We start from the raw sequence: 22,947 nt of genomic DNA, 5'->3' as shown, positions 1-22,947 counted from the left end.
CTTAAATACTTAAATGATTATGGGACTGGAAGAGGATTTTTTATTAGCAGATGCCGACGACGAAAAAACAGTCGAGTTTATCAAAAACTATCTGCCTCAGGAATTGAAGGAGAAATTCGTTGACGACGAGTTATATTACTTTATCGACTTGATTGACGAATATTACGCTGAAAGTGGTATTCTCGAAGCTCAGCCCGACGAAGACGGTTATGTCAACATCGATTTGGAAGAGATTGCGGCTTTTATTGTGAAAGAAGCCAAGCATGACGGGCAGGGAGAGTATGATCCTGAAGAGATTCTGTTTGTCGTTCAGGGAGAGATGGAGTACGGAAATTCTTTGGGACAGGTGGATTAACCATTGTCCGGTCTCATTTCAAATAAATAAGGCATATCATTCTGCTGTTCGGAGTGATATGCTTTTTTATATCTCTTCCAGCGCATAATATTGGTAATCCCTCAGTACTGTCCGAAGAAATTTCTCTGCGCTTTCCTCCCGCGAAGTGATGGAAAGGAGCGATTGCACTTTATTCGACAGTGCTGTAATGCGCCGCATACGGTCTTTTTCTCCGGATTCCAATGTCCGGGTTATCACGTTGATCTGTTCCAACGACAAGTCGGCCGATTGCGGATAGACCGGACGGTAGTTCTTTGTCAGGTAGTCGAACTCGTCAAGGCTGACGTGTATCTTACGGTAGTTTTTCTCTTTGATAACCATTGTTCCGCCGGTAAGGTCGCCCAGCCGTTGGTGGTTTTTGGTCAATAGAATGACTAAAAGTCCCAAGCCTCCTGTCAGCGGCCCGTCTATAATGAAGAGAAGCCAACGCAGCAGGTAGGAACTTACGGTGGGCGTAGAGCCGTCTACCTTGACAACACGTATATTCATCAGTTTTTTGCCGAGGCTTTGTCCGTGGTTGAAGGTCTCGCACAAAAAAGAATAACCGAGCATCGGCAGATATACCACACACATGAAGAAGTACAACTTGAAATTGGACGGCAGACAGAGTACCGACAGCAGGGCAGTCGTAGAGTAGATGTAGACTGTAATCAAGATATAATCAATGAGGAGCGCTACAAATCGTTCGCCGATGCTGGCGGGTGTCTGGCTGATGCGGACAAATTGCCCGGTGATTATGGTAGATTCTGACATTTGAGGTTAAACATTTTAGGATTCCGTTGCAAATATAATTTAATTCTCTTATTTTTGCTTTCGGTTTCGGACAAAACTTATTCGGAAACTATCGAAATGTATGAAAGAAGTTACGTTTATCCGTCGGAACATTGAAAGATGGAAGGAGACTGAGAAGGTAGTGGAGCAGGCGGCAAGTTTGTCCCCCGACCAACTTGCCGATGCATATGCGGACTTGACTGCCGACCTGGCATTTGCCCAGACGCATTTCCCCACCTCCCGCATTACAATCTATCTGAACAATCTGGCCTCTGCCTTGCACAATGAAATCTACCGCAACAAGCGCGAGAAGTGGACACGGATTATCACTTTTTGGACGCAGGAAGTTCCCCGAACCATGCACGATGCACGCCGGGAGTTGCTTGCTTCGTTTCTTATTTTTGTAGTTAGTGTGTTGGTAGGAGTACTCTCTGCTGCAAACGATCCGGAGTTTGTACGTTTGATTTTGGGAAATAATTATGTGGACATGACATTGGAAAACATAGCCAAAGGCGAACCGATGGGAGTCTATGGCAGTCTCTCTGAACTTCCGATGTTTTTGCACATCACGCTCAACAATATAATGGTGTCTTTCAACTGTTTTGCTATGGGTATATTGACCAGTTTCGGTACGGGATATATGCTTTTCTCCAATGGCGTGATGGTGGGAGCCTTTCAGACATTCTTCCATCAGCACGGATTGCTTTGGGAGTCCAGCCTTGCCATTTGGCTGCACGGGACGCTTGAGATTTGGGCGATTATCGTAGCCGGTGCCGCCGGACTGGCTTTAGGAAACGGATGGCTGTTTCCCGGAACGTATTCGAGGATGGAGTCGTTCCGGAGAGGGGCGAAACGAGGAGTGAAAATCGTGGTCGGCACTGTTCCCGTATTTATGATGGCAGGCTTTATCGAAGGATGTCTTACCCGCCACACCGAACTTCCGGATGCGTTGCGGCTGGGAATGATTCTTGCTTCGCTGGCGTTTATTATCTTCTACTATATTTATTTACCAAACAGGAAAAAACATGGAATCACAGAAACCTAAGATTGCGATGTATGCCAAACGTTCTTTCGGCGAGAAGCTGAATGTATCTTTTGACTTTATAAAAGAGAACTGGAAACTGTTGTTTACCTATTCAACTTATCTGATACTTCCGGTGTGTCTGCTCCAGGCAATGAATTTCAACGGAATGATGGGGGTAGGAACCGGAACGTGGCTCACGGAAGCTACGGATAGCGCTTCCTTTAATGCGGAAATGTTTGCGTTGAACTATGCAGGCTTTATCTTTTTTGCCTGTTTGGGAGGATGGCTGATGACTTCTTTGGTTTACGGATTGGTCCGGTTGTACAACGAACGGGAAGAACGGCTGAACGATATTACGTTCAAAGACATAAAGCCGTTGCTGCTTCGCAATATGAAGCGGCTGTTTGTCATGGGCGTGACTGTCGGTTTTCTGGTTTTGCTGGCAATGGTTGTCATGGTGCTGTTTGCCGTGCTCACTCCTTTTACTTTGGCGTTAACGCTGCCGTTGCTGTTTGCCTTCCTTATTCCTTTGTCTCTGATGGCTCCCATCTATTTGTTTGAAGATATTTCGGTGATGGAGGCGTTCAAGAAGACGTTCCGGTTGGGATTTGCCACTTGGGGAGGAATTTTCCTGATGTTGATTGTAATGGGAATCATTGCCAGTACGTTGCAGGGTGTTCTCTCTATACCATATTATGTAATCTATGTGGTGAAGGCAATTTTCTCCATGAGCGATGGTGGCGAAGCGGATACGTCCGTTTGGCTGAATTTTGCACACTATCTGTTTTCAGTCCTGATGTGGTATGGTACTTATCTGTCTGCTATATTCAGCATAGTCGGGCTGGTATATCAGTACGGTCATGCGTCGGAAGTGGTGGATAGTATCACAGTAGAGAGTGATATTGACAATTTTGACAAACTCTGAAACAAACTTTGTACAGATGGACTTTACTCCTCCGGTTGATACATTGGCCTGTGATACGGCGTTGCTTGCCCGATGGCGGTCTGACGCTGCATATGGGTATAACCGCGAACTGCTTACTCCGGAAATTAACCTTTTCGAGTGGTTCGGCAGGCAGTTTCAGGAGTTCATGCGCAAATTGTTCGGCAGCCGTTTTGCTACAGAATATTCGGAGACAGTGCTTATCTGTATTGCCATCGTTATCCTGCTATTGATTATTTGGTTTGTCTACAGGAAGCGTCCCGAATTATTCATGCGTTCGTCCAAGAGTGCGGTGGCTTACACGGTAGAAGAGGATACGATTTACGGAATCGACTTTCCGGAAGGAATTGACGTTGCGCTTTCCCGCCGGGACTATCGCGAAGCGGTGCGCCTGCTCTATTTGCAGACATTGAAACAGCTTAGCGATGCGGAACGTATTGACTGGAAGTTGTACAAAACGCCTACGCAATATATCAATGAAGTCCGTTTGCCGGCTTTCCGCCAACTTACCAATCATTTTCTTCGGGTACGCTATGGTAATTTTGAAGCCACGGAAGAACTTTTCCAAACCATGCAGACCTTGCAGAAAGAGATAACGAAAGGAGGAGTCGCATGAAAGGAAGCCGTTGGTTTATAGTCTGTATCGTTCTATTTCTGCTGGTTGTGTTTGCGGCGGAATATCATCTGCCGAAAAAGTTTGTATGGACGCCGACTTTCAGCCATCAGGACGAACAGCCGTTCGGATGTGCGCTGTTCGACAGTTTGCTGTCGTCTTCTTTGCCGCATGGCTACTCCGTAACGAAGAAAACGTTCTACCAGATGGAAGACGATACGACGGGTAGTAAGAAGGGCTTTTTAGTGATAGCCAACCATTTGTCTATGGTAGAGGCGGATGTGAATGCCTTATTGAAGTTGGCGGAACGGGGCAATAAGATTATGCTGGTAAGCGGCAGCTATTCCAAATACCTGGGAGATACGTTGCAGTTCTATTGCGCGTATTCCTATTTTAATGCGGCGGCTTTTAAGAAATACGCTTCTTCCATATTTAAGAGAGATAGTATCTATTGGGTGGCGGATTCCGTTTATTCCCGCCATTTATACCGGTGTTATCCGCAATTCTGCAATTCCTGTTTCAGACGATACGATTCGTTACCGGTACGGAAACTGGCAGAGAAAGATATGTCGGAACTTGTCAAGGTGGTAGTGGAAGATTCCGATTCAGTGAGGGCATATAACAACTATCATCCGTTGTTGGCAATGGCCCGTCCGTGGGGGAAGGGGGAGGTTATACTTGTCTCTACTCCGTTGCTGTTCACCAATTATGGAGTGATGGATGGCGACAATGTGAACTATATCTTCCGTCTGCTGTCGCAGATGAAGGGGCTTCCCATCGTCCGTAGCGAGGGATACATGAAGGCAACCGCACAAGAGCAGCAGTCTCCTTTGCGCTATCTGCTTGCACATCGTCCGCTACGCTGGGCGTTGTATCTGACGATGGTGACCATTCTGCTCTTTATGCTGTTTACGGCAAAAAGACGCCAACGGGTGATTCCTGTGGTGCACGAACCGGCAAACAGAACGCTCGAATTTGTCAAATTGATAGGTACTCTCTATTTTCAGAAGAAAGACCACGCCGACCTGGTGCGTAAGAAATTCGCTTATCTGGCGGAAGAGTTGCGACGGGAAATACAGGTGGACATAGAAGAAGTGGCCGATGACAGACGTACATTCGAGCGGATTGCGCATAAAACAGGAATGGATAGCGAAGAGATAGCGCAGCTTGTCTGCGAAATCAGGTCGGTACTTTACGGCGGTCGTGTCGTAGATGCGGAGCAAATGAAAATGTGGATCGATAAAATGAATGAAATAATGAATCATATATAAAGAAGAAACATATGGAAGAGAATACAGCACAGCGAATAGATTTAACGCTCTTTTCCGGGAAGATAGAAGAGTTGAAGGCCCGGATTGCTTCTGTCATTGTGGGACAGGAACAGATGGTGGACTTGGTTCTGACCGCCATTCTTGCCAATGGTCATGTACTGATAGAAGGAGTACCGGGAGTGGCAAAGACATTGTTGGCTCGCTTGACAGCCCGGCTGATTGAGGCCGATTTCAGCCGCATTCAGTTTACACCGGACCTGATGCCGAGCGATGTGCTAGGTACAACCGTGTTTAACATGAAAACCAACGGTTTTGATTTCCATCAGGGACCTATCTTTGCCAATATGGTATTGGTGGACGAAATCAACCGTGCACCTGCCAAAACACAGGCTGCCTTGTTCGAAGTGATGGAAGAACGTCAGATTAGTATTGATGGAACCACACACCAGATGGGAGAACTTTATACTATTCTCGCCACTCAGAACCCAGTGGAGCAGGAGGGAACTTACAAACTTCCCGAAGCACAACTCGACCGTTTCCTGATGAAGATAACGATGGATTATCCTTCGTTGGAAGAGGAAGTGGACATCCTCGAACGCCACCATACCAATGCAGCTTTGGTGAAGCTCGAAAATATTATGCCTTCCATAACGAAAGAAGAACTTCTTTCGCTGCGTGCCTTTATGAATCAGGTGTTTGTAGACCGTACGTTGCTTCGGTACATTGCGTTGATTGTGCAGCAGACGCGCACCAGCAAGGCTGTTTATCTCGGTGCTTCTCCGCGTGCTTCCGTTGCCATGCTGCAAGCGTCGAAAGCGTACGCCCTTCTGCAAGGACGTGATTTTGTGACGCCGGAAGATATCAAGTTTGTAGCTCCCTATGTGCTTCAGCATCGTCTTATCCTGACGGCGGAAGCGGAGATGGAGGGATATTCTCCGGTGAAGGTGACGCAACGTTTGATTGATAAGGTCGAAGTTCCGAAATAATGGATAGTCAGTTGTCGGCTGATTACGGTCCTTAATTTTTAATCTTTAATTTTTAATTGACACAACTTGTATTTAACTCGTCGTTTCTATATTGCCCTTATCCTAATTATCCTACTGTTGGGTAGTGGGTATTTATTTGCTCCGCTTTTTACTATCGGGCAGTGGGCACTTCTTGCCTTTGTCCTTGCGGTGTTGGTGGATGGTTTTCTGCTTTACGGCATCCGGGGAATTCAGGCTCACCGTCAGTGTGCTCCTCGTTTCTCCAATGGGGATGAGAATGAGGTAGGTATCCGGGTGGAGAGTAGCTATCCCCGTCCGGTTGTTTTGGAAATCATAGACGAAATCCCTTTTGTATTTCAGAAACGCGATGTTTCCTTTCGTATCGGTTTGCAGGCGAATGAAGGGAAAACCGTCAGCTATCAGCTTCGTCCTACGCGGCGGGGTGTTTATTCTTTCGGTCGAATCAGGGTATTTGTGACGGGTAGGATAGGATTGGTTTCGCGAAGATATACCTGTGGCGAACCGTTGGATATCAAGGTATATCCTTCTTACTTAATGTTGCATCAGTATGAGTTGTTGGCAATAAGTGATAATCTTACCGAACTGGGTATCAAACGTATTCGCCGGATTGGTCATCACACGGAATTTGAGCAGATAAAAGAGTATGTGAAAGGAGACGATTACCGTACGATAAACTGGAAAGCGAGTGCCCGACGGCACCAACTTATGGTGAATGTCTATCAGGACGAACGTTCGCAGCAGATTTACGGTGTGATAGACAAGGGGCGCGTGATGCAGCAGGCTTTTTGCGGAATGACCCTGCTTGATTATGCGATAAATGCTTCGCTGGTGCTTTCATATGTGGCAATGCGCAAGGAAGACAAGGCGGGACTCGTCACTTTTAACGAGCATTTTGATACGTTTGTTCCCGCCGCCAAGCAACCGGGACATATGCAGACATTGCTTGAGAAACTGTACAGTCAAAAGACAACTTTCGGAGAGACCGATTTCTCTGCATTGTGTGTGCACCTGAACAAGCATATCAGCAAACGGAGTCTGCTGGTGCTATATACCAATTTTTCCGGTATCTCCAGCATGAAACGTCAGTTGGCTTATTTGAAACAACTGAACCGTCAGCATCGTCTGTTGGTTGTCTTTTTCGAAGATGCCGACTTGAAGGAATACATCGCTACTCCTGCAACGGACACGGAAGGGTATTACCACCATATCATTGCCGAGAAATTCGCTTATGAAAAACGCTTGGTGGTTTCCACCCTGAAACAGCATGGAATCTATTCTTTGTTGACTACGCCGGAGAATCTTTCGATCGATGTGATTAATAAGTATTTGGAGATGAAGGCACGGCAGTTGCTATAAACAGGCCTTTAATAATTTTAGACCTAAGAACATTGAGTCACGAAATATCTTCTTAGGTTCTTCGGTCTGAAAAATATTATAGTGTATCGGCCTTTAGTGTCTTTACAAAAAAGAGAACTGCCATACCGATGATGAAAACTCCCAATAGGCCGTAAAATAATCGTGCCCGATTGCGTCCCACATGCCTGACAACGGTTTGTGTATTGTGTGCTGTGAAGAACCATTCCCAGTTGAGTAATGACGCCAGCAGGGATACGATACCTGCCAGCGCAAAGATTCCTTGTACGATGTATTGTCCTGTCATAGTTTGATGACTCTGCTTCCGTCTTCCAATTCCTCAATCGTCACTTTTACCGCATCACTCGGTAATAATTCTTCTACAAGTTCCGGCCATTCGATAAAGCAAAGAGCGCCACTGTAGAAATAATCCTCGTATCCCATGTCGTACACTTCACTCAGTTTCTTGATGCGGTAAAAATCGAAGTGATAAATCAGTTCTCCGGTTTTGTCCGAACGGTATTCATTGACGATGGCAAAGGTAGGAGAGCTGATGATATCCTCTACGCCTAATTCCTCGCAGAGTGCTTTGACAAAGGTTGTTTTGCCCGCACCCATCTTTCCGTAAAGGGCGAATACTGTGTTGTCGCCCATAGCGGCGATAAATTCATGCGCTGCCTGGCGGATATTTTCTAGTGATTGAATCTTTATTTCCATATACTAACTTTATAATAATGTCTTTACGTTATTCCTGCCGGGAGACCCGTTTCCTGCGGCAACTTTTTCCTATTTTGCAGATTGCGTAAATCAGGATGGAGAAAAATATGATTGAGGCTCCCGAAGGGACTTTCCAATGATAAGAGATGAATAATCCGCCTAAGCAACCTAAAAAACCGAGGCCGATGGAAAACCAGATGATTCGTTTGAAACTGTAAGTAAACAGATTGGCTGTCATCTGCGGAATGGTGAGGAGTGAGATGGCAAGCACGATACCTACCATGCGCAGGCAGGCTACTATTGTCAGTGCGATAAACATCATCAGCACATATTCAAACAAGGCGACCGGAATTTTCTGCGAACGTGCGAACTCGCGGTCGAAGGCGATATATACGATGGGGCGGATGAACAGATAAAAGAATCCCGTCAGTATGAATGCCAGTATGCCCAACATCCATAAGTCGGTCTGATTGATGGTCAGGATATTCCCGAAAAGATAGGCGGAGAGGTCGGGAGCAAATCCCGGCGACAGGAAGCTGAACATGATTCCCAGCGCCATACCTAATGTCCAAAATACGGCAATGGCGGAATCTTCACGCATATCTTTCCGCCTGCTGAGCCATTCGACACCAAAAGCGGACAACACGGAGAATATGGCGGCAGAGAGTATCGGGGAAATGCCCGCAAACAATCCTAATCCTATTCCGCCGAAAGAAGCATGAGTGATACCCCCGCTAATAAATACCAGGCGACGGGTGACGATATACGTACCTATGATGCCACAGGCGATGCTTGCCAGCAGGCTTCCTAACAAGGCGTGTTGAAAGAATGTATATTGTAGTAGATCCACTGATTTAATTTACTGATTACAAGTTCTAATTTTAAGAATCGGAAGAACAGATATATATCCGTCAGGTTTCTTTCTTCTCAACAACCCTTCTCTCTCCGATTATCAGGAACACTTCGTCTTTCAGGTCGTCGGGCAATTCAATGCCGCGAAGCTGTAGGCTGCGCACCCATCCTGCCACTTCATCAGCTTTGGTGGTGTACAATACATCCCGAAACATATCCGTCTCTTCTTCCGTATATGCATTTCCTTCTCGTCCGATGAACATATCCAGTTCTTCGTCATCGTAATATTCGATTTTCTTGCTGACGGCAGCCAGCAGACTGTCTTTTTCGCAAACCTCGTGTTGACCGCAGCATTCCGTATCTACTTCCTTCACTTCCGGCATATGGTCCAGTTCGCCTCTTTCTATTTTCTTTTGCAGTCTCTTGTTGCGGATGATTCCGGCTGTCAGTGCGACGACACCCAGCAACACCAAACCTATAATGAGTATCCACATAATCGTACTAAATCAAATTTCTGCAAAGTTACTTATAAATTTGTATTCTACAGGTGTATGATATCTATTTCTTTTCTTACTTTTGTGTGTTGTCAACTTAAAGATAAAAACCGATTATAAACATAAACTTTCATCGAATGAAAAGAAGATTTTATTTGCTTATTTCTTTTTTATTGGGCGCATCAATGTTTGTGTTCGCTCAGTCTCCCGTAGACAAAGCCTTGAATTCCATCAACCGCTCTTCTGCCGAAGCCACTGTCCGTTTCCTGGCAAGTGACGAACTGCAAGGACGTGAAGCGGGATTCCACGGTTCGTTTGCCGCTTCTGAATATATTGCCTCTCTCTTGCAATGGATGGGGGTGCAGCCTTTGAACGACAGCTATTTCCAACCTTTCGAAGCCTATCGCAAAGAACGCCAGCAAAAAGGACGGCTGGAAGTGCATCCCGACTCTATTGCCAAATTGAAACAGGAAGTACACCAAAAACTTTCCATGAGAAATGTATTGGGAATGATTCCCGGTAAAAACAGTAAAGAGTATGTGATAGTAGGCGCTCATTTTGACCATTTGGGGATAGACCCGGCACTTGACGGAGACCAAATCTATAATGGTGCGGACGATAATGCGTCCGGCGTATCGGCGGTACTGCAAATAGCAAGAGCGTTTGTAGTCGGCGGAAAACAACCCGAAAGAAATGTAATCTTTGCTTTTTGGGACGGAGAAGAAAAAGGATTGCTTGGTTCAAAGTATTTTGTGCAGACGTGTCCCTTTGTCTCTCAGATTAAAGGTTATTTGAACTTCGATATGATTGGGCGTAATAGCAAGCCGCAGCAACCCCGTCATGTGGTTTACTTCTATACCTCTGCCCATCCTGCCTTTGGCGAGTGGCTGAAAGAGGATATCAAGAAATATGGTTTGCGGTTGGAACCGGATTACCGTGCATGGGATAACCCAGTGGGCGGAAGTGATAATGGAACGTTTGCCAAAGTCGGTATTCCCATCATTTGGTATCACACGGACGGACATCCCGATTATCACCTTCCGTCCGACCATGCCGAACGGCTGAACTGGGACAAGGTGGTGGAAATCACCAAAGCGTCTTTCCTTAATATGTGGAAGATGGCGAATGAGCAATCGTTCTGAACAGACGATTGCTTGTTGTTTATTTTTCGTCTATAATCTGAAATCCGCTTTGTTTCAAGTCGTCCCAATAACGAGGGTACGACTTGCTGACCACTTGAGGATTGGCAATTTGCATAGTTGGGTGGCAGATTATAGCCGGGGCAAAGGCCATTGCCATACGATGGTCTTCGTAGGTTGCAATGACGGGAGTTGCTTCCGGTTCACATTGTTCGCCGTTCCACATCAGTACGCTGTCATTTTCTTTTTCGATAACGTATCCCAACTTTTTGAGTTCATTCTTTAAAGCAGCAATGCGGTCGGTCTCTTTTATTTTCAGACTTTGTAGCCCTGTGAAACGGAAAGGAATATTCATCAAGGCACAAGTAACGACAAATGTCTGTGCCAGGTCGGGTATGTCGATAAAGTTTTCTTCCAGCCGTTCAGGAGCTTTTCCTGTCTTTTTGAGTTTGACACCTTTGGCAGTAAACTCTGTGGTAATCCCTAACCGTGAGAAGACTTCCGCTCCACGGCTGTCTCCCTGATAGCTGTTGCGGAATAGTCCCAATAGTTCGATTTCCGCTTTCGGAGATAATGCTGCAATCTGATACCAGTAGGAAGCTGCGCTCCAATCACTCTCCACCGTAAACGGAATACTTGTATAAGGTTGCGGAGCTACGGAGATGCTGTCCGGAGAAGTCCATATTGCTCTGGCTCCGAAATCCTGCATTAATTGTAAGGTAAGGTTGATGTAAGGACGTGAGATAATCTTACCGCTCAGATGCAGCACCAGCCCGTTTTTAAGAGTCGGTCCTATCATCAGCAGAGCAGAAATATACTGCGAACTGACATTCCCTTTCAGCGTAATTTCATTTCCTTTCAATACCGCTCCCTTTATGTGTAGAGGCGGGAATCCTTCCTGATGGGTATAATCTATTTCCGCTCCCAATTCGCGAAGAGCATTCACCAATATTTGTATGGGACGTTGTTGCATACGTGCTGTTCCTGTGATGGTTCGTTCGCCCGGTGTGACACTCAGATAGGCTGTCAGAAAACGCATGGCGGTTCCGGCTGCCATGATGTCTATGGTTGCTTCATTTCGGGTGAGCGCCTTTATCATCACTAGTGTATCGTCGCAATCGGACAGGTTGTCGGGAGTATATTTGCCTTCCGCCAGTGCATTAATAATGAGTGCACGGTTGCTGATGCTCTTGGAAGCCGGTAATTGAATGGTGGCTTTGATGGCGGAAGGAGCTGAAAGTCTATAACGCATTATTTTTATAATCTTAAGTTTGAGATGACAAAAATAGATATTTTTCTTTGATTCTTCTTTCCAAACGTTCAAGATTATCTCTTTTTGTGGTGGTTTTGTTGGAGGGAATGAATATATTTGTGCTATAAAATTTATTTCTATGAAGATACCGGATATCCGTTTGCAGAATCAGCAGTTGTTGAACCCTCTTTTCCGTACGCCGAAAGAGTTGGTTTCCTGGATGGGAGCAGTACAGGCGCAAAACTATACGATGGTGAAATGGGCGGTAGGAATGCGGTTGAAGTCGGCTACTGTTCAGACAGTGGAGAAGGCTTTGAAGGATGGTGAAATTCTGCGCACCCATGTGATGCGTCCTACTTGGCACCTTGTAGCGGCGGAAGATATACGCTGGATGCTGAAACTTTCTGCCCAACGCATCAAGGCAGCCAATGACTCCTTTGCCAAAGGGTATGATTTGGAGATAATCGATGAACTTTTCTCGAAAAGCAATCGTTTGCTGGAGAAGATTCTTTGCGGGAATAAAAGTTTGACCAAGCAGGAAATCACTGAACATTTTTGTCGTGCGGGGATTGTAGCTGAGGCCGACAATCAGCGTATGACTCGGCTTATGGCACGTGCGGAGCAGGAAGGCATTGTTTGTAGCGGAGAGGATAAAGGCGGGAAGTTTACGTATGCTCTTTTGGAAGAACGTGTCCCTTCCGTACCGGAACTGACGAAAGACGAGTCGTTGGCTCGCTTGGCGCGGAGCTATTTTCGTAGTCATGCTCCGGCTGTATTGCAGGATTTTGTCTGGTGGTCGGGGCTACCGGTATCGGAAGCACGACAGGCTATCTATTTGATAAACTCGGAATTGACGGTAGAGCAATGGCACGGGCAGATATGGTATATTCATGAAGCGTGCCGCACTTGCGGTAAAGTTTCCGATAGTTTGCATCTTCTTCCTTCCTACGACGAATATCTTTTGGGTTATAAAGACCGGACGGATGTTTTGCCCAAAGAACATTATTCCAAAGCATTTACCAACAACGGTTTGTTTTATCCGGTTATTCTTCATAAAGGACAGGTGGTGGGCAACTGGGACAAGTCTGTCAGGAAAAAGAAGATTGAATTGCCGTATTCGTGGTTTGCACCGGATAGTTGTGTGAATGAAGAACTTGTGAACCGGGCAAAACGGAGATATCTGGCATTCCTCGGATTTGAAGAGCCTGTTTGAATTTTCTCTGCTGACAATCCTGATAGCTGATGTTCCGACAAGCAACGTATGACTATCCGAATAGGGTAAGCAATTCGTTGAATTTTTCTATCTGTTTCAAGTGCTTATGTGTGAATGTATCCACTACTTCATGTTGCCACATCACTTCAAAGGGAATGTGTATCCCGTATCCTCCTAAAGAAAGAACGGGTTGAATATCGGATTTCAATGAATTGCCGACCATGACAAGTTCCGCAGGTGCGATTTGCAGGATATTCAGCATCCGTAGATATTCTTTCTCTGTCTTATCGGGCATTATTTCGATATGCTCGAAATAGGGCGCCAGTCCGGAACGTTCCAATTTGTTCTGCTGGTCAATCAAATCTCCTTTGGTGGCGACTACCAATCTGTATTTTCCTGTGTCTTTCAGTATCTTCAGTGTCTCTTCTACTCCGGCAAGTGGCTCGACGGGCATTTGCAGTAATGATTTCCCCAGACTGACAATGCGTTCGATGTCCGTTGCCGGAATCGTTTGTCCGCTCAACTGCAAAGCTGTCTCAATCATGGAGATGGTAAAGGCTTTGGCACCGTAACCAAGACAATTCAAGTTATTCATTTCGGTTTGAAAGAGGGCGGCGGCAGTCTTTTCGGGAGTGCCGTAAGGTTGCAGCAGGGCGATATATTGCTTTTCTACTTCTTGAAAATATGGTTCGTTGCTCCACAGGGTGTCGTCTGCATCGAAAGCGATGACTTTTATAGATTTGTTCATTGGCTGTTGTTGGCAGGGTTTTAAAAATATATCCAATCCGTCGTGCGGTAAAGTTATAATAAAAATCTCTATCTTTGCTTCATATTTCTTATAATTAGAACTTTAATTTGAATATGTAATCATGAAAATAGGAGATAAAGTACGCTTCCTCAGTGAAGTAGGCGGTGGAATTGTAAAAGGATTCCAGGGAAAAGATACGGTATTGGTAGAAGATGCGGACGGTTTTGACATCCCGATGCCGATGCGCGAATGTGTAGTGATTGAAACAGACGATTATAACATCAAGCGAAAGCCGGCCGCTTCGTCGCCAAAACCGGAAGAACCTGCCAAACCGTCGAAACTCGAAATGCCCGTCATCCGCCGACAACCTGAAATGCGTGGCGGTGATGTATTGAACGTATTCCTTGCCTACGTGCCCGAAGACGCCAAAGCAATGATGACTACTCCTTTTGAAACCTATTTGGTGAACGATAGTAACTACTACCTTTATTATACCTACCTGAGTGCCGAAGGAAAAGTCTGGAAAAACCGTTCGTACGGCTTGGTGGAACCTAATACCAAACTGTTGCTTGAGGAATTCACCAAAGACGCGCTCAATGAAATAGAACGGGTAGCAGTACAATTGATAGCATTCAAAGACGGCAAACCTGCGGCTATCAAACCTGCCGTCAGCGTAGAGTTGCGAATAGACACAGTGAAATTCTATAAACTCCATACCTTTAGCGACTCCGTATTCTTTGAAGAACCGGCTCTGATATACGACATTGTAAGGGACGATATCCCCGCCAAGCAAGTCTATGTGTCGGCAGAAGAGATTCAGGCTGCCTTGTTGCAGAAGAAGTCAACCGATAAACCGAAACAGCAACCTGCCATGAAGCCCGGACAGCCACGCGGTGGCAGAAACGGGATTATCGAGATAGACCTTCACATTGACGAATTGCTGGACGATATCCGGGGAATGAGCAATGCCGAAATGCTGAATTACCAACTGGATAAGTTTCGTGAAGTGATGGATACTTATAAGAACCGGCGCGAACAGAAGATTGTCTTTATCCACGGCAAAGGCGACGGAGTGCTCCGCAAAGCCATCATCGACGAGTTGAAACGGAAATACAACACTTGCCGTTATCAGGATGCTTCTTTTCAGGAATACGGTTTCGGTGCTACGTTGGTGACGGTCAGATAGGGTTTTCCGGTGGCGGCGTATATCATTAGCCGTTTTCAAACGGAACAAAGGAACGTCACTAAGAAAGGAACGCTGAAATCGACCACAAAGCCGTGGAAGATGGAGACGATGACAAACTCCTTTCCCGCATATTGGGTGATGATGGGCAGGGTGGTATCCATCGTCGTAGCACCGCCGACGGAGATGGGGGCCAACTTTCCGAAATATTTCACTAACAAAGGGGCGCATAGCAGAGCAATGATTTCGCGCATGATATTGGAGAGCAGGGCGATGGTTCCTAATTCCGCTCCTTTGTATTCGGTGATGAAGATGCTGGAGAGGGAATAATAACCGAATCCGGCGCCTACTGCCATCCAGTCTGTCACTTCTCGCTGGCTTATCAGCGCTCCTGCTGCGGCACATCCCGCCAATGTACCGAGTATCGTCGCAACCGGAAGAAGTAGCAGTCGGGGATTGAGCGAACGGAAACTTTTCAGTGTGTTTGTGTCGTTGCCAATACTGATACCTACACAAAACATCAGCCCGCACAAGGCATAATAGCTGAGATTACTTCCGGAGAAATCGTACGGGATAAGGTGAAAAGTTCCGCACAGCATACCGGCTATAAAGAAAGAAACGATAATCAGACTGCCTTTCATCGGTTTACCTCCTTCTTTTTATACCTTATATATAATAGGTACCAAAGTCCCCACGCGCATAGGGTACTCCCGCCAACGGCTGCCGAAGTAATAATGACCGCTTCCAGTCCTAAGGTGGGCAATCCTTTGATAAGGGCTTCGTTTGCACCTACATCGGTTCCGAGTAGGAACAGCAACACCCATATCAGGAAAGTGATGATTTTAGAAATCCATGTCAACCGTTTGTTGCGCAGCAGGTAGCCTGCGAGTATGCCTGTTAGCATGATTCCGATGATGATAAACATTGTTGGTATGCCTTTTTAAAGATTGAATGGCAAAGATAAAGAAAAAAATTGTATAACTGAAGGGGATTTAACGGTTTCCGACACAAAGGCCGGGAAGAAATATGGTGCTTGTTATAACAAACAAAACCTGCCGTCCGTATATTACAGGAGCGGACGGCAGGCGGTATGTGCGATGGTAAGAGCATTTTCTGTGTAGGCGCGGCTATTCCTTTATCTCCACCTTGCCTTCTTTGTTTACGGTGAATGGTATGGTGTAATAATTGGTCCAAGTATGGCGTCCCCGCACTTCCGGTTGTTCGTCCTTTTTGATGTAGTTTAGTTGGAAAGAGAAGTTTAGCTCTTTGTGTTCAGTTTTGCAGCTTTCGCTCTTTTTCCAAAGGTCGATATCTCTTTTATCTACGGGTCGGATATAGAACACGTAGGCTTCCACCGATTTCATTTCATACTCTTTGGCGTCTTCTTGTGTGCTGAACAGGTCGTGCCCCTCTTGTGTCATTCGTTGGATGTCGGCAACGGTGATGTCAGCAAGGTCGATAGGGGTGGAATATTCGTAAGAGTACAGGTCTCTTGGGCTTTTCCGTGGTTCGTCGGGTACGAATTCTCCGTCTTTCAGGTTGATGGAAAGAGAGTAGTCTTTGTCGTTCTTGTCGATATAGTCTACATCGATGTGCGTCAGTATATTGTCCAACTTGCGTTCGTCGCGGTCCTCTTTCCATTGCAGGCGGTAGATTTTGTTTTCGTCGGGGTTGACGTGGGCGCGGACTAATTCTTTTACTTTATTGATACCCTCTTCCGAGGCCATGCCTAAACGGTTTTTGCCGGAGGAACAGGAAGAGAGTGTGACGATGACGATTGTCATGAAGGCAATCCGACTGTTTTTCATTGCTTTTGTAATCATAAGAATCTGTTGTTTGGTTAATTTATTCATGTAGCAATACGCTATTGCGTTGTTCAGAGAATAGGAAGCGAAACTTTTAGGTTGGGGTATAGGTCGCCTAATTGTTTGAGGAAGTCGTTCGCTACCACAATGTCGCGTACAGTTTCTTCGGGACTGCCTGGCAGTTCGGGAATATTGGTGAAAATCAGGCAGGAGTAAATAATCAGTTCTACCGGACTTTCGTCTGTCTGCAACGACAGTTTGTAAGCACGCACGTTGTTGCCGCGTGCTTCCGCCTGTGCCTGTTCCTGCCCTTTGAGCGGATATTCTTCCAAATGAGATTCGCGCAGGTGGTGGGGAGAAAACGTCAGATGTGCATCTATCTCTCCGTCCGTGTCCGTATCGAACAGATGCAGGGTTTCGTTGCTCAGTATTAGGTATTTCGGCGTGTGCACCGAACGGAAGCGCACCGTGCCCAATGTTGCCATACCCTTTAGTTTGTTTTTCATACCGTCTTTCAGCGAATCAGCCACGCTATACTCTATATTGGCGTAGTTGACGGCGTCGATTCGCTCTTGCTTCATCACATCTTTCAGGAAAAGTCCGTCGGAATCGAGGAATTGTTTCCGATACGCTTCTGCCTTTGTGAATTCCGTTTTGAAATCCGTCCGGCTGACTACTGCTGCGCGTTGTGCGTTTTTCTGTTTCGTGTAGAAGAAGTAACCCAGATAGAGGGCGATACATCCGATTGTAATAAGATACGTCATACTCTTTTGTTTTTTAATTATTATTGAAAATAAGGTTTTTACTTCGTCTCTCTGATGTTTGAATAATGCTTTTCGGGGGCAAATATAAGTAATTTATAAATAAAACCGACCAATCTTCCGGTTAAATTCGGAAGATTGGTCGGTTTTATACTTGCTTAGTCCGTAGCGTTGGAATGAAATGCTTGTATATCAGTGTGTTTTCAGCATATCGTAAAGGTGGTTGTAGGAGCGTCTCAGCTCTTCAACGTCGAGTCCTGTGGAGAAAGATTGCATGAACGACATACCTAAGTAGGCGTTGCAGAACATTTTGCCTGCCCATTCTATGTCAATGTCCCGGCGCAGCTCTCCGCGTTCTATGGCTTCGGTGATGGCTGTGTTCCACCGCGAGAGAAACTTATCCCAAAAGGCCGATAGCTTGACTTTGGCATTGGGATAATAGCGTTGTATTTGCAGCATGAAGCCGAAGAAATTGGAGAAAGCGGTGCTGTCGCCCGTATTTTCAGCTTGTTGGAGTATGATGATATACCATTCCATTGTCCGTCGCACGTTTTCAATGAAGTGGTCGATAAATTCGGCCAGCGAAGAAGCCGGTGTAAACTTGAGGTCTGCATCGTGCACGTCGAATATGTAGCGGTCTACCACTGCCACGAATAATTCCTGCTTGGTGGGGTAATAGTATGAGATTCCTGCTTTGGAAATTCCGGTAGCTTGTGTGAGCAGGCTGTAGCTTGCCCGTTCGTAGTTGTATTGCAGAAACATGACGAACGCATCTTGCAGTAGTTTTTCCCTGTTGGTTTTCATCTGTTTATTAGGATTAGCGTTGATAATGACTATGGCAGATTTTCATCAATCTTTTATCTTATACTCTATTTTATGTCAAAATCCACCAGCATGGAATACTCTTCCGATCCTGTTCCTATCTTTCCGGCTGTATGTAGGAAACGGCCTTTTTCGTCAAACAGCATCAAAGGGTTGTTGCGTGATTTTACATAAATGATTCCGTTCCGTTTGATTATTTTCTCTATTTCGCCCAATAGGCAGGAATCGGATGTTTCGAGCGGTATGACATTGGAAACTTCCATAACGGAAGACATGAGTGTTGTCTTTTTATGGACGACCTGTGACGAATCAATGATAACCGCTTCGCTTGTGGCAACTGAATCTGCTTGGCAACACGCGCAAATAGCAGCTACAATCAGTACGAATATAGTATTCTTTCCCATATGTCCGGTGTTTTTCGTGTAAATTTAGCAAACATTCTTGTATAAAAAAACTTTTCGCAATTTTAATGTCATCTGAATTGGATGGTAAGCGATGGGGATATTGTTGGAAAATCAAGCGGTTTGCAGACAAGAACGACCGCTATCCTGCCCTCAGACGACCCGTCATAAAGTTCTCCTCTATCGGATACAAACTTCTCGGAGCGTAATATCCATCTTTCTTTTTACCGATTGCAAACTATAAATGAAGCCTTCGTTTATATAAACGGAGCTTTCATTTTTATAAACGAAGGCTTCATTTATAAAAACGAAACTTGCGTTTATAGTTTATGAACAATCAAACGTAACTTTATATCTAATCGGATGGAAGTTTGTTACTGATATATAATGATTTTATTACCAGTTGTTTGCGCACAAACGACCTGTCCTTTTTGGAGTGAAAAAGAATCATTTTAACGCATTTGTCGTGTCGGTTGTTGAAAAGTAGTGCGATGCGGAGAGTTTGTCTACGGATTACCCTTGTGTTATTCCACCCAAAGCAAATCGCTCATTATGCTGTCGGAAATGAAAATCCCTTCACGCGTCAGGCACAAAGCATCGTCGCGTTCTTCCAATTTTCCGTTTTGCAGGTAAGGCGCAGCCATGTTCCGGCAATACTCCCATAGTTCGTTGCCGAAAGCCTGTTTCAGCTTCTCCAAAGGAGTTCCCCAGGTGGTGCGCATGGTAGTGATGATAAACTCGTTGTAGCGGGTAGTGAGGTCGAGTCGCTCCGTTTCGAAGTTGCGTTGGCCATTCTCTATACCTATTATATATAGGTCGATGGACGAAACGTTCCATTCACGCGTTGCTCCGTCGAAGGAGTGGGCGGAAGCCCCGCAGCCTAAGTAGGGGATTCCCTTCCAATACGAAGAGTTGTGGCGAGAGTGCTTGCCGGGACGGCAGAAGTTGGATATTTCGTAATGTTCGAATCCCGCTTTTTGCAGCATCTCTATCAGCGACGTAAAAAACTCCAGGCTGGAATCCTCGTCTACTTCGTGCACTTGATGCTGCTTTAACATCTTATAGATAGGAGTGTCCTCCTCATAAATCAGGTGATAGGCAGAGATGTGCTCCACTTGCAGGCCGATGGCTTGCCGGAGGTCGCTTTCCCAACGCTCCTTCGTTTCGCCCGGCAGTCCGTATATAAGGTCGATACTTATGTTGCGGAACCCGGCCTGCCGGCATCTGTTCACCGCTTCGACGGCAGTGCGGGCGTTGTGGCGGCGTTTCAGCAATGTAAGCGTGGCATCGTCAAACGTCTGTACCCCCATGCTGATGCGGTTGAACGGCAGCGAAGACAACATTTGCAGGTATTCTGCCGACAAGTCGTCGGGATTGGCTTCCAACGTGATTTCATGGCAGTGCTCCATCCCATAACACTTTTGCAGAGTGTCGAACAATAGTTTGAAGTCCTCCTCCTCCAGTTGCGAAGGAGTGCCGCCACCGAAATAAACCGTCTCTATCCGCTCCCCCTTCAGATACTCCTTCCGCATCTCAAGCTCCCGGCAGAGTGCCTGCACGTAGCGCGATTTCAGTTCGCTTCGCGTAGTTGAGTAAAAATCACAGTAGATGCAACGGGTTTTGCAGAAAGGAATGTGGAGATAAATACCTGCCATGACTATGTTGTTAGAGTTTCTTGCCTGCAAAAGTAAGACTATTATCGGAGAATGTATCAAAGAATTGTTTTCTCTTAACACAAAACAACGGCCCGAAATCTCTTTCTGCCGGTCATATGCTACATAACATTGTTTAGTAACATTACCCCAAAAGTTGTTTTTCCCCCAATTAATCCCTAATTTGCGCCAACTAAATAAATGGTATGTGAGAAACATACTGAGTAATTACTAAAATCTTATATATTATGAAAGTATATCAGACGAATGAAATCAAGAACATAGCCTTGTTAGGTAGTTCGGGCGCCGGGAAAACCACTCTCGTGGAAGCAATGCTCTTCGAGAGTGGAGTTATAAAACGTCGCGGATCTGTTGCCGCCAAAAACACTGTAAGCGATTATTTCCCTGTTGAACAAGAGTATGGTTACTCCGTTTTCTCCACCGTTCTCCATGTAGAATGGAACAATAAAAAACTAAATATCATCGACTGTCCGGGTTCGGACGACTTCGTAGGCAGCACTGTGACTGCTTTGAACGTGACCGACACTGCAATTATTCTCCTCAACGGCCAATACGGCGTCGAAGTCGGCACGCAAAACCACTTCCGATATACAGAAAAGTTGAATAAACCCGTCATTTTCCTTGTCAACCAGCTTGATAATGAAAAATGCGACTACGATAACATCCTCGAACAACTGAAAGAAGCGTACGGCTCCAAAGTTGTTCCCATCCAATACCCCATCAGTACGGGTCCCGGCTTCAATGCCCTGATTGACGTATTGTTGATGAAGAAATACTCGTGGAAACCCGAAGGCGGTGCTCCCACGATTGAAGATATTCCGGCAGAAGAGATGGACAAAGCAATGGAAATGCACAAAGCTTTGGTCGAAGCGGCTGCCGAAAACGATGAAAGTCTGATGGAGAAATTCTTTGAACAGGATTCCCTCTCGGAAGACGAAATGCGCGAAGGTATCCGCAAAGGACTCATCGCCCGAGGTATGTTCCCCGTGTTCTGTGTCTGCGGCGGTAAGGATATGGGTGTCCGCCGTCTGATGGAGTTCTTGGGCAACGTGGTTCCTTTCGTATCTGAAATGCCGAAGGTGACAAATACGGACGGAAAGGAGATTGCTCCCGATGCAAACGGTCCGCAGTCGCTCTATTTCTTCAAGACAAGCGTAGAGCCGCATATCGGCGAAGTATCTTATTTTAAAGTAATGAGCGGCAAAGTGCACGAAGGCGACGATTTGCTGAATGCCGACCGTGGTTCGAAAGAACGTATCGCACAACTTTATGTCGTGGCAGGCGGCAACCGCGTGAAAGTGGAAGAATTACGTGCAGGCGACATCGGCGCAGCCGTGAAACTCAAAGACGTAAAGACCGGAAACACACTCAACGGCAAGGAGTGTGACTATAAATTCAACTTTATCAAATATCCGAACTCCAAATATTCGCGTGCCATCAAACCCGTCAACGAAGCTGATGTGGAAAAGATGATGACCATCCTTAACCGTATGCGCGAAGAAGACCCGACGTGGGTAATCGAACAGTCGAAGGAACTGAAACAAACTTTGGTGCACGGACAGGGAGAATTCCATCTCCGTACGTTGAAATGGCGTTTGGAAAACAACGAAAAACTTCAAGTCAAATACGAAGAACCGAAGATTCCGTATCGCGAAACAATAACGAAGGCTGCCCGCGCCGACTATCGCCATAAGAAACAATCCGGTGGTGCAGGCCAGTTCGGCGAAGTTCACCTCATTGTCGAACCGTATAAAGAAGGTATGCCTGTGCCCGATACCTACAAGTTCAACGGACAGGAATTCAAGATAAACGTAAAAGGTACCGAAGAAGTGACGTTGGAATGGGGTGGCAAACTCGTATTCATCAATAGCATCGTAGGTGGTTCTATCGACGCACGCTTCCTGCCTGCCATTATGAAAGGTATCATGTCGCGCATGGAACAAGGTCCGCTGACCGGTTCGTATGCACGCGACGTACGGGTCATTGTGTACGACGGTAAGATGCATCCGGTAGATTCCAACGAAATCTCCTTCATGCTTGCCGGACGCAACGCCTTTAGCGAAGCATTCAAGAATGCAGGCCCGAAAATTCTCGAACCGATTTATGATGTGGAAGTATTCGTGCCGTCCGACAGAATGGGAGATGTGATGAGCGATCTCCAGGGACGCCGTGCCATGATTATGGGTATGAGCAGCGAGAAAGGTTTCGAAAAACTGGTGGCTAAGGTGCCTTTGAAAGAAATGTCGTCTTACTCTACGGCACTCAGCTCGCTTACCGGCGGACGCGCATCGTTTATCATGAAGTTCTCCGGCTACGAACTTGTACCGACCGATGTTCAGGATAAACTGATGAAGGATTTTGAAGCCAAACAAACCGAAGAATAGTCCGTAGTTTTTTAATAGTGTTAAAACCGCCTCCTTTTTTAAGTAAAAAGGGGCGGTTTTTGTTTAACCATGATTAATAAAGATAGAAAAACGCAAGGTGAAAATTTAATTTTTTATTAAATTTGCA

26 protein-coding genes are annotated in these 22,947 nt (G+C 45.9%); 12 read left to right on the top strand and 14 right to left on the bottom strand.

The features are described 5' to 3' along the window. Nucleotides 1-19 precede the first annotated feature (19 nt). Entirely contained in the window at nucleotides 20-355 is a 336-nt protein-coding gene (locus tag QZ331_RS03440; protein WP_294628084.1) for a hypothetical protein, read from the top strand. A 66-nt stretch (nucleotides 356-421) separates the two neighbouring features. Here the strand turns inward: QZ331_RS03440 and QZ331_RS03435 are convergent, their stop codons facing one another. Next, nucleotides 422-1,147, bottom strand: a complete 726-nt coding sequence (locus tag QZ331_RS03435; protein ID WP_294628083.1) for an RDD family protein — start codon at nucleotides 1,145-1,147, stop codon at nucleotides 422-424. A gap of 100 nt (nucleotides 1,148-1,247) precedes the next feature. Here QZ331_RS03435 and QZ331_RS03430 point away from each other — a divergent pair, with 100 nt between their 5' ends. The 6 genes from QZ331_RS03430 to QZ331_RS03405 all read left to right on the top strand — a co-directional run bounded on the left by QZ331_RS03430 (nucleotide 1,248) and on the right by QZ331_RS03405 (nucleotide 7,379). After that, a complete protein-coding gene (locus QZ331_RS03430; RefSeq protein WP_294628082.1) occupies nucleotides 1,248-2,210 on the top strand; it encodes a stage II sporulation protein M in 963 nt (320 codons plus the stop codon). Continuing rightward, nucleotides 2,191-3,114, top strand: coding sequence for a hypothetical protein (locus tag QZ331_RS03425; RefSeq protein WP_294628080.1), 924 nt, complete (start codon nucleotides 2,191-2,193; stop codon nucleotides 3,112-3,114). The genes QZ331_RS03430 and QZ331_RS03425 overlap by 20 nt, the downstream gene beginning before the upstream one ends. A gap of 16 nt (nucleotides 3,115-3,130) precedes the next feature. Further along, on the top strand, nucleotides 3,131-3,748 hold the full coding sequence (locus QZ331_RS03420) for a DUF4129 domain-containing protein (RefSeq protein WP_294628078.1): 618 nt from the start codon (nucleotides 3,131-3,133) through the stop codon (nucleotides 3,746-3,748). Continuing rightward, nucleotides 3,745-5,016 (top strand): DUF4350 domain-containing protein, encoded by a 1,272-nt coding sequence (locus QZ331_RS03415; protein WP_294628076.1) that lies wholly within the window; start codon nucleotides 3,745-3,747, stop codon nucleotides 5,014-5,016. Before QZ331_RS03420 ends, QZ331_RS03415 begins: the two co-directional genes overlap by 4 nt. A gap of 11 nt (nucleotides 5,017-5,027) precedes the next feature. Then, entirely contained in the window at nucleotides 5,028-6,002 is a 975-nt protein-coding gene (locus QZ331_RS03410; RefSeq protein ID WP_294628074.1) for a MoxR family ATPase, read from the top strand. Between the two features lie 66 nt (nucleotides 6,003-6,068). After that, nucleotides 6,069-7,379 (top strand): DUF58 domain-containing protein, encoded by a 1,311-nt coding sequence (locus tag QZ331_RS03405; protein WP_294628072.1) that lies wholly within the window; start codon nucleotides 6,069-6,071, stop codon nucleotides 7,377-7,379. 76 nt (nucleotides 7,380-7,455) lie between these two features. Here QZ331_RS03405 and QZ331_RS03400 read toward each other — a convergent pair whose 3' ends face one another. From QZ331_RS03400 to QZ331_RS03385, 4 genes are all read right to left on the bottom strand, one after another. Next, nucleotides 7,456-7,683, bottom strand: coding sequence for an immunity 17 family protein (locus QZ331_RS03400; RefSeq protein ID WP_294628070.1), 228 nt, complete (start codon nucleotides 7,681-7,683; stop codon nucleotides 7,456-7,458). Further along, nucleotides 7,680-8,093 carry a tRNA (adenosine(37)-N6)-threonylcarbamoyltransferase complex ATPase subunit type 1 TsaE gene (gene tsaE, locus QZ331_RS03395; RefSeq protein WP_294628068.1) on the bottom strand — a complete coding sequence of 138 codons (414 nt, stop codon included), beginning with the start codon at nucleotides 8,091-8,093 and terminating at the stop codon, nucleotides 7,680-7,682. Before tsaE ends, QZ331_RS03400 begins: the two co-directional genes overlap by 4 nt. A gap of 28 nt (nucleotides 8,094-8,121) precedes the next feature. Beyond that, nucleotides 8,122-8,943 (bottom strand): metal ABC transporter permease, encoded by an 822-nt coding sequence (locus QZ331_RS03390; protein WP_294628066.1) that lies wholly within the window; start codon nucleotides 8,941-8,943, stop codon nucleotides 8,122-8,124. A 61-nt stretch (nucleotides 8,944-9,004) separates the two neighbouring features. Next, nucleotides 9,005-9,439 carry a phospholipase gene (locus tag QZ331_RS03385; protein WP_294628064.1) on the bottom strand — a complete coding sequence of 145 codons (435 nt, stop codon included), beginning with the start codon at nucleotides 9,437-9,439 and terminating at the stop codon, nucleotides 9,005-9,007. A 137-nt stretch (nucleotides 9,440-9,576) separates the two neighbouring features. Between QZ331_RS03385 and QZ331_RS03380 the strand changes: the two genes are divergently transcribed. Further along, the gene (locus tag QZ331_RS03380) at nucleotides 9,577-10,581 is read left to right on the top strand and encodes a M20/M25/M40 family metallo-hydrolase (RefSeq protein ID WP_294628063.1); all 1,005 of its coding nucleotides are present in this window, start codon (nucleotides 9,577-9,579) and stop codon (nucleotides 10,579-10,581) included. Nucleotides 10,582-10,600: 19 nt separating this feature from the next. On the opposite strand, the gene QZ331_RS03375 is transcribed toward QZ331_RS03380, so the two are convergent. Then, nucleotides 10,601-11,830 (bottom strand): 3-phosphoshikimate 1-carboxyvinyltransferase, encoded by a 1,230-nt coding sequence (locus QZ331_RS03375; RefSeq protein ID WP_294628062.1) that lies wholly within the window; start codon nucleotides 11,828-11,830, stop codon nucleotides 10,601-10,603. 139 nt (nucleotides 11,831-11,969) lie between these two features. Here QZ331_RS03375 and QZ331_RS03370 point away from each other — a divergent pair, with 139 nt between their 5' ends. Beyond that, a complete protein-coding gene (locus QZ331_RS03370) occupies nucleotides 11,970-13,043 on the top strand; it encodes a winged helix DNA-binding domain-containing protein (RefSeq protein ID WP_294628060.1) in 1,074 nt (357 codons plus the stop codon). A gap of 52 nt (nucleotides 13,044-13,095) precedes the next feature. Here the strand turns inward: QZ331_RS03370 and QZ331_RS03365 are convergent, their stop codons facing one another. Beyond that, nucleotides 13,096-13,791 (bottom strand): HAD family hydrolase, encoded by a 696-nt coding sequence (locus QZ331_RS03365; RefSeq protein WP_294628058.1) that lies wholly within the window; start codon nucleotides 13,789-13,791, stop codon nucleotides 13,096-13,098. 121 nt (nucleotides 13,792-13,912) lie between these two features. Between QZ331_RS03365 and QZ331_RS03360 the strand changes: the two genes are divergently transcribed. Beyond that, complete coding sequence (locus QZ331_RS03360; RefSeq protein WP_294628056.1) at nucleotides 13,913-14,977, top strand: DUF2027 domain-containing protein; 1,065 nt, start codon at nucleotides 13,913-13,915, stop codon at nucleotides 14,975-14,977. A gap of 35 nt (nucleotides 14,978-15,012) precedes the next feature. Here the strand turns inward: QZ331_RS03360 and QZ331_RS03355 are convergent, their stop codons facing one another. The 6 genes from QZ331_RS03355 to QZ331_RS03330 form a co-directional block, all read right to left on the bottom strand. Further along, entirely contained in the window at nucleotides 15,013-15,615 is a 603-nt protein-coding gene (locus QZ331_RS03355) for a lysine exporter LysO family protein (RefSeq protein ID WP_294628054.1), read from the bottom strand. Next, on the bottom strand, nucleotides 15,612-15,899 hold the full coding sequence (locus QZ331_RS03350; RefSeq protein ID WP_294628053.1) for a LysO family transporter: 288 nt from the start codon (nucleotides 15,897-15,899) through the stop codon (nucleotides 15,612-15,614). Before QZ331_RS03350 ends, QZ331_RS03355 begins: the two co-directional genes overlap by 4 nt. Nucleotides 15,900-16,101: 202 nt before the next feature. Beyond that, nucleotides 16,102-16,797, bottom strand: a complete 696-nt coding sequence (locus QZ331_RS03345) for a hypothetical protein (RefSeq protein WP_294628051.1) — start codon at nucleotides 16,795-16,797, stop codon at nucleotides 16,102-16,104. A 53-nt stretch (nucleotides 16,798-16,850) separates the two neighbouring features. Further along, complete coding sequence (locus QZ331_RS03340; RefSeq protein WP_294628049.1) at nucleotides 16,851-17,543, bottom strand: hypothetical protein; 693 nt, start codon at nucleotides 17,541-17,543, stop codon at nucleotides 16,851-16,853. A 189-nt stretch (nucleotides 17,544-17,732) separates the two neighbouring features. After that, nucleotides 17,733-18,344 (bottom strand): TetR/AcrR family transcriptional regulator, encoded by a 612-nt coding sequence (locus QZ331_RS03335; protein WP_294628047.1) that lies wholly within the window; start codon nucleotides 18,342-18,344, stop codon nucleotides 17,733-17,735. 65 nt (nucleotides 18,345-18,409) lie between these two features. Continuing rightward, the gene (locus QZ331_RS03330; RefSeq protein WP_294628045.1) at nucleotides 18,410-18,766 is read right to left on the bottom strand and encodes a 6-bladed beta-propeller; all 357 of its coding nucleotides are present in this window, start codon (nucleotides 18,764-18,766) and stop codon (nucleotides 18,410-18,412) included. Between the two features lie 65 nt (nucleotides 18,767-18,831). Here QZ331_RS03330 and QZ331_RS03325 point away from each other — a divergent pair, with 65 nt between their 5' ends. After that, entirely contained in the window at nucleotides 18,832-18,972 is a 141-nt protein-coding gene (locus tag QZ331_RS03325; RefSeq protein WP_294628043.1) for a hypothetical protein, read from the top strand. Between the two features lie 315 nt (nucleotides 18,973-19,287). Here the strand turns inward: QZ331_RS03325 and hemW are convergent, their stop codons facing one another. Continuing rightward, the gene (gene hemW, locus QZ331_RS03320; protein WP_294628041.1) at nucleotides 19,288-20,418 is read right to left on the bottom strand and encodes a radical SAM family heme chaperone HemW; all 1,131 of its coding nucleotides are present in this window, start codon (nucleotides 20,416-20,418) and stop codon (nucleotides 19,288-19,290) included. A gap of 245 nt (nucleotides 20,419-20,663) precedes the next feature. On the opposite strand from hemW, the gene QZ331_RS03315 reads away from it, so the two are divergent. Then, nucleotides 20,664-22,820 (top strand): elongation factor G, encoded by a 2,157-nt coding sequence (locus QZ331_RS03315; protein ID WP_294628039.1) that lies wholly within the window; start codon nucleotides 20,664-20,666, stop codon nucleotides 22,818-22,820. Nucleotides 22,821-22,947: the final 127 nt, after the last annotated feature.

Source organism: uncultured Bacteroides sp. (assembly GCF_910586915.1).
Lineage (GTDB): Bacteria > Bacteroidota > Bacteroidia > Bacteroidales > Bacteroidaceae > Bacteroides.
Note: the sequence above shows the minus strand (reverse complement) of the source record. Positions and strands in the feature narration are given on the sequence as shown.

Coding starts and splice junctions, on each gene's coding strand:
- QZ331_RS03440 (WP_294628084.1), top strand. CDS start 20: ATGGGACTGGAAGAGGATTTTTTATTAGCAGATGCCGACGACGAAAAA.
- QZ331_RS03435 (WP_294628083.1), bottom strand. CDS start 1,147: ATGTCAGAATCTACCATAATCACCGGGCAATTTGTCCGCATCAGCCAG.
- QZ331_RS03430 (WP_294628082.1), top strand. CDS start 1,248: ATGAAAGAAGTTACGTTTATCCGTCGGAACATTGAAAGATGGAAGGAG.
- QZ331_RS03425 (WP_294628080.1), top strand. CDS start 2,191: ATGGAATCACAGAAACCTAAGATTGCGATGTATGCCAAACGTTCTTTC.
- QZ331_RS03420 (WP_294628078.1), top strand. CDS start 3,131: ATGGACTTTACTCCTCCGGTTGATACATTGGCCTGTGATACGGCGTTG.
- QZ331_RS03415 (WP_294628076.1), top strand. CDS start 3,745: ATGAAAGGAAGCCGTTGGTTTATAGTCTGTATCGTTCTATTTCTGCTG.
- QZ331_RS03410 (WP_294628074.1), top strand. CDS start 5,028: ATGGAAGAGAATACAGCACAGCGAATAGATTTAACGCTCTTTTCCGGG.
- QZ331_RS03400 (WP_294628070.1), bottom strand. CDS start 7,683: ATGACAGGACAATACATCGTACAAGGAATCTTTGCGCTGGCAGGTATC.
- tsaE (WP_294628068.1), bottom strand. CDS start 8,093: ATGGAAATAAAGATTCAATCACTAGAAAATATCCGCCAGGCAGCGCAT.
- QZ331_RS03385 (WP_294628064.1), bottom strand. CDS start 9,439: ATGTGGATACTCATTATAGGTTTGGTGTTGCTGGGTGTCGTCGCACTG.
- QZ331_RS03380 (WP_294628063.1), top strand. CDS start 9,577: ATGAAAAGAAGATTTTATTTGCTTATTTCTTTTTTATTGGGCGCATCA.
- QZ331_RS03375 (WP_294628062.1), bottom strand. CDS start 11,830: ATGCGTTATAGACTTTCAGCTCCTTCCGCCATCAAAGCCACCATTCAA.
- QZ331_RS03370 (WP_294628060.1), top strand. CDS start 11,970: ATGAAGATACCGGATATCCGTTTGCAGAATCAGCAGTTGTTGAACCCT.
- QZ331_RS03365 (WP_294628058.1), bottom strand. CDS start 13,791: ATGAACAAATCTATAAAAGTCATCGCTTTCGATGCAGACGACACCCTG.
- QZ331_RS03360 (WP_294628056.1), top strand. CDS start 13,913: ATGAAAATAGGAGATAAAGTACGCTTCCTCAGTGAAGTAGGCGGTGGA.
- QZ331_RS03355 (WP_294628054.1), bottom strand. CDS start 15,615: ATGAAAGGCAGTCTGATTATCGTTTCTTTCTTTATAGCCGGTATGCTG.
- QZ331_RS03350 (WP_294628053.1), bottom strand. CDS start 15,899: ATGTTTATCATCATCGGAATCATGCTAACAGGCATACTCGCAGGCTAC.
- QZ331_RS03345 (WP_294628051.1), bottom strand. CDS start 16,797: ATGATTACAAAAGCAATGAAAAACAGTCGGATTGCCTTCATGACAATC.
- QZ331_RS03340 (WP_294628049.1), bottom strand. CDS start 17,543: ATGACGTATCTTATTACAATCGGATGTATCGCCCTCTATCTGGGTTAC.
- QZ331_RS03335 (WP_294628047.1), bottom strand. CDS start 18,344: ATGAAAACCAACAGGGAAAAACTACTGCAAGATGCGTTCGTCATGTTT.
- QZ331_RS03330 (WP_294628045.1), bottom strand. CDS start 18,766: ATGGGAAAGAATACTATATTCGTACTGATTGTAGCTGCTATTTGCGCG.
- QZ331_RS03325 (WP_294628043.1), top strand. CDS start 18,832: ATGTCATCTGAATTGGATGGTAAGCGATGGGGATATTGTTGGAAAATC.
- hemW (WP_294628041.1), bottom strand. CDS start 20,418: ATGGCAGGTATTTATCTCCACATTCCTTTCTGCAAAACCCGTTGCATC.
- QZ331_RS03315 (WP_294628039.1), top strand. CDS start 20,664: ATGAAAGTATATCAGACGAATGAAATCAAGAACATAGCCTTGTTAGGT.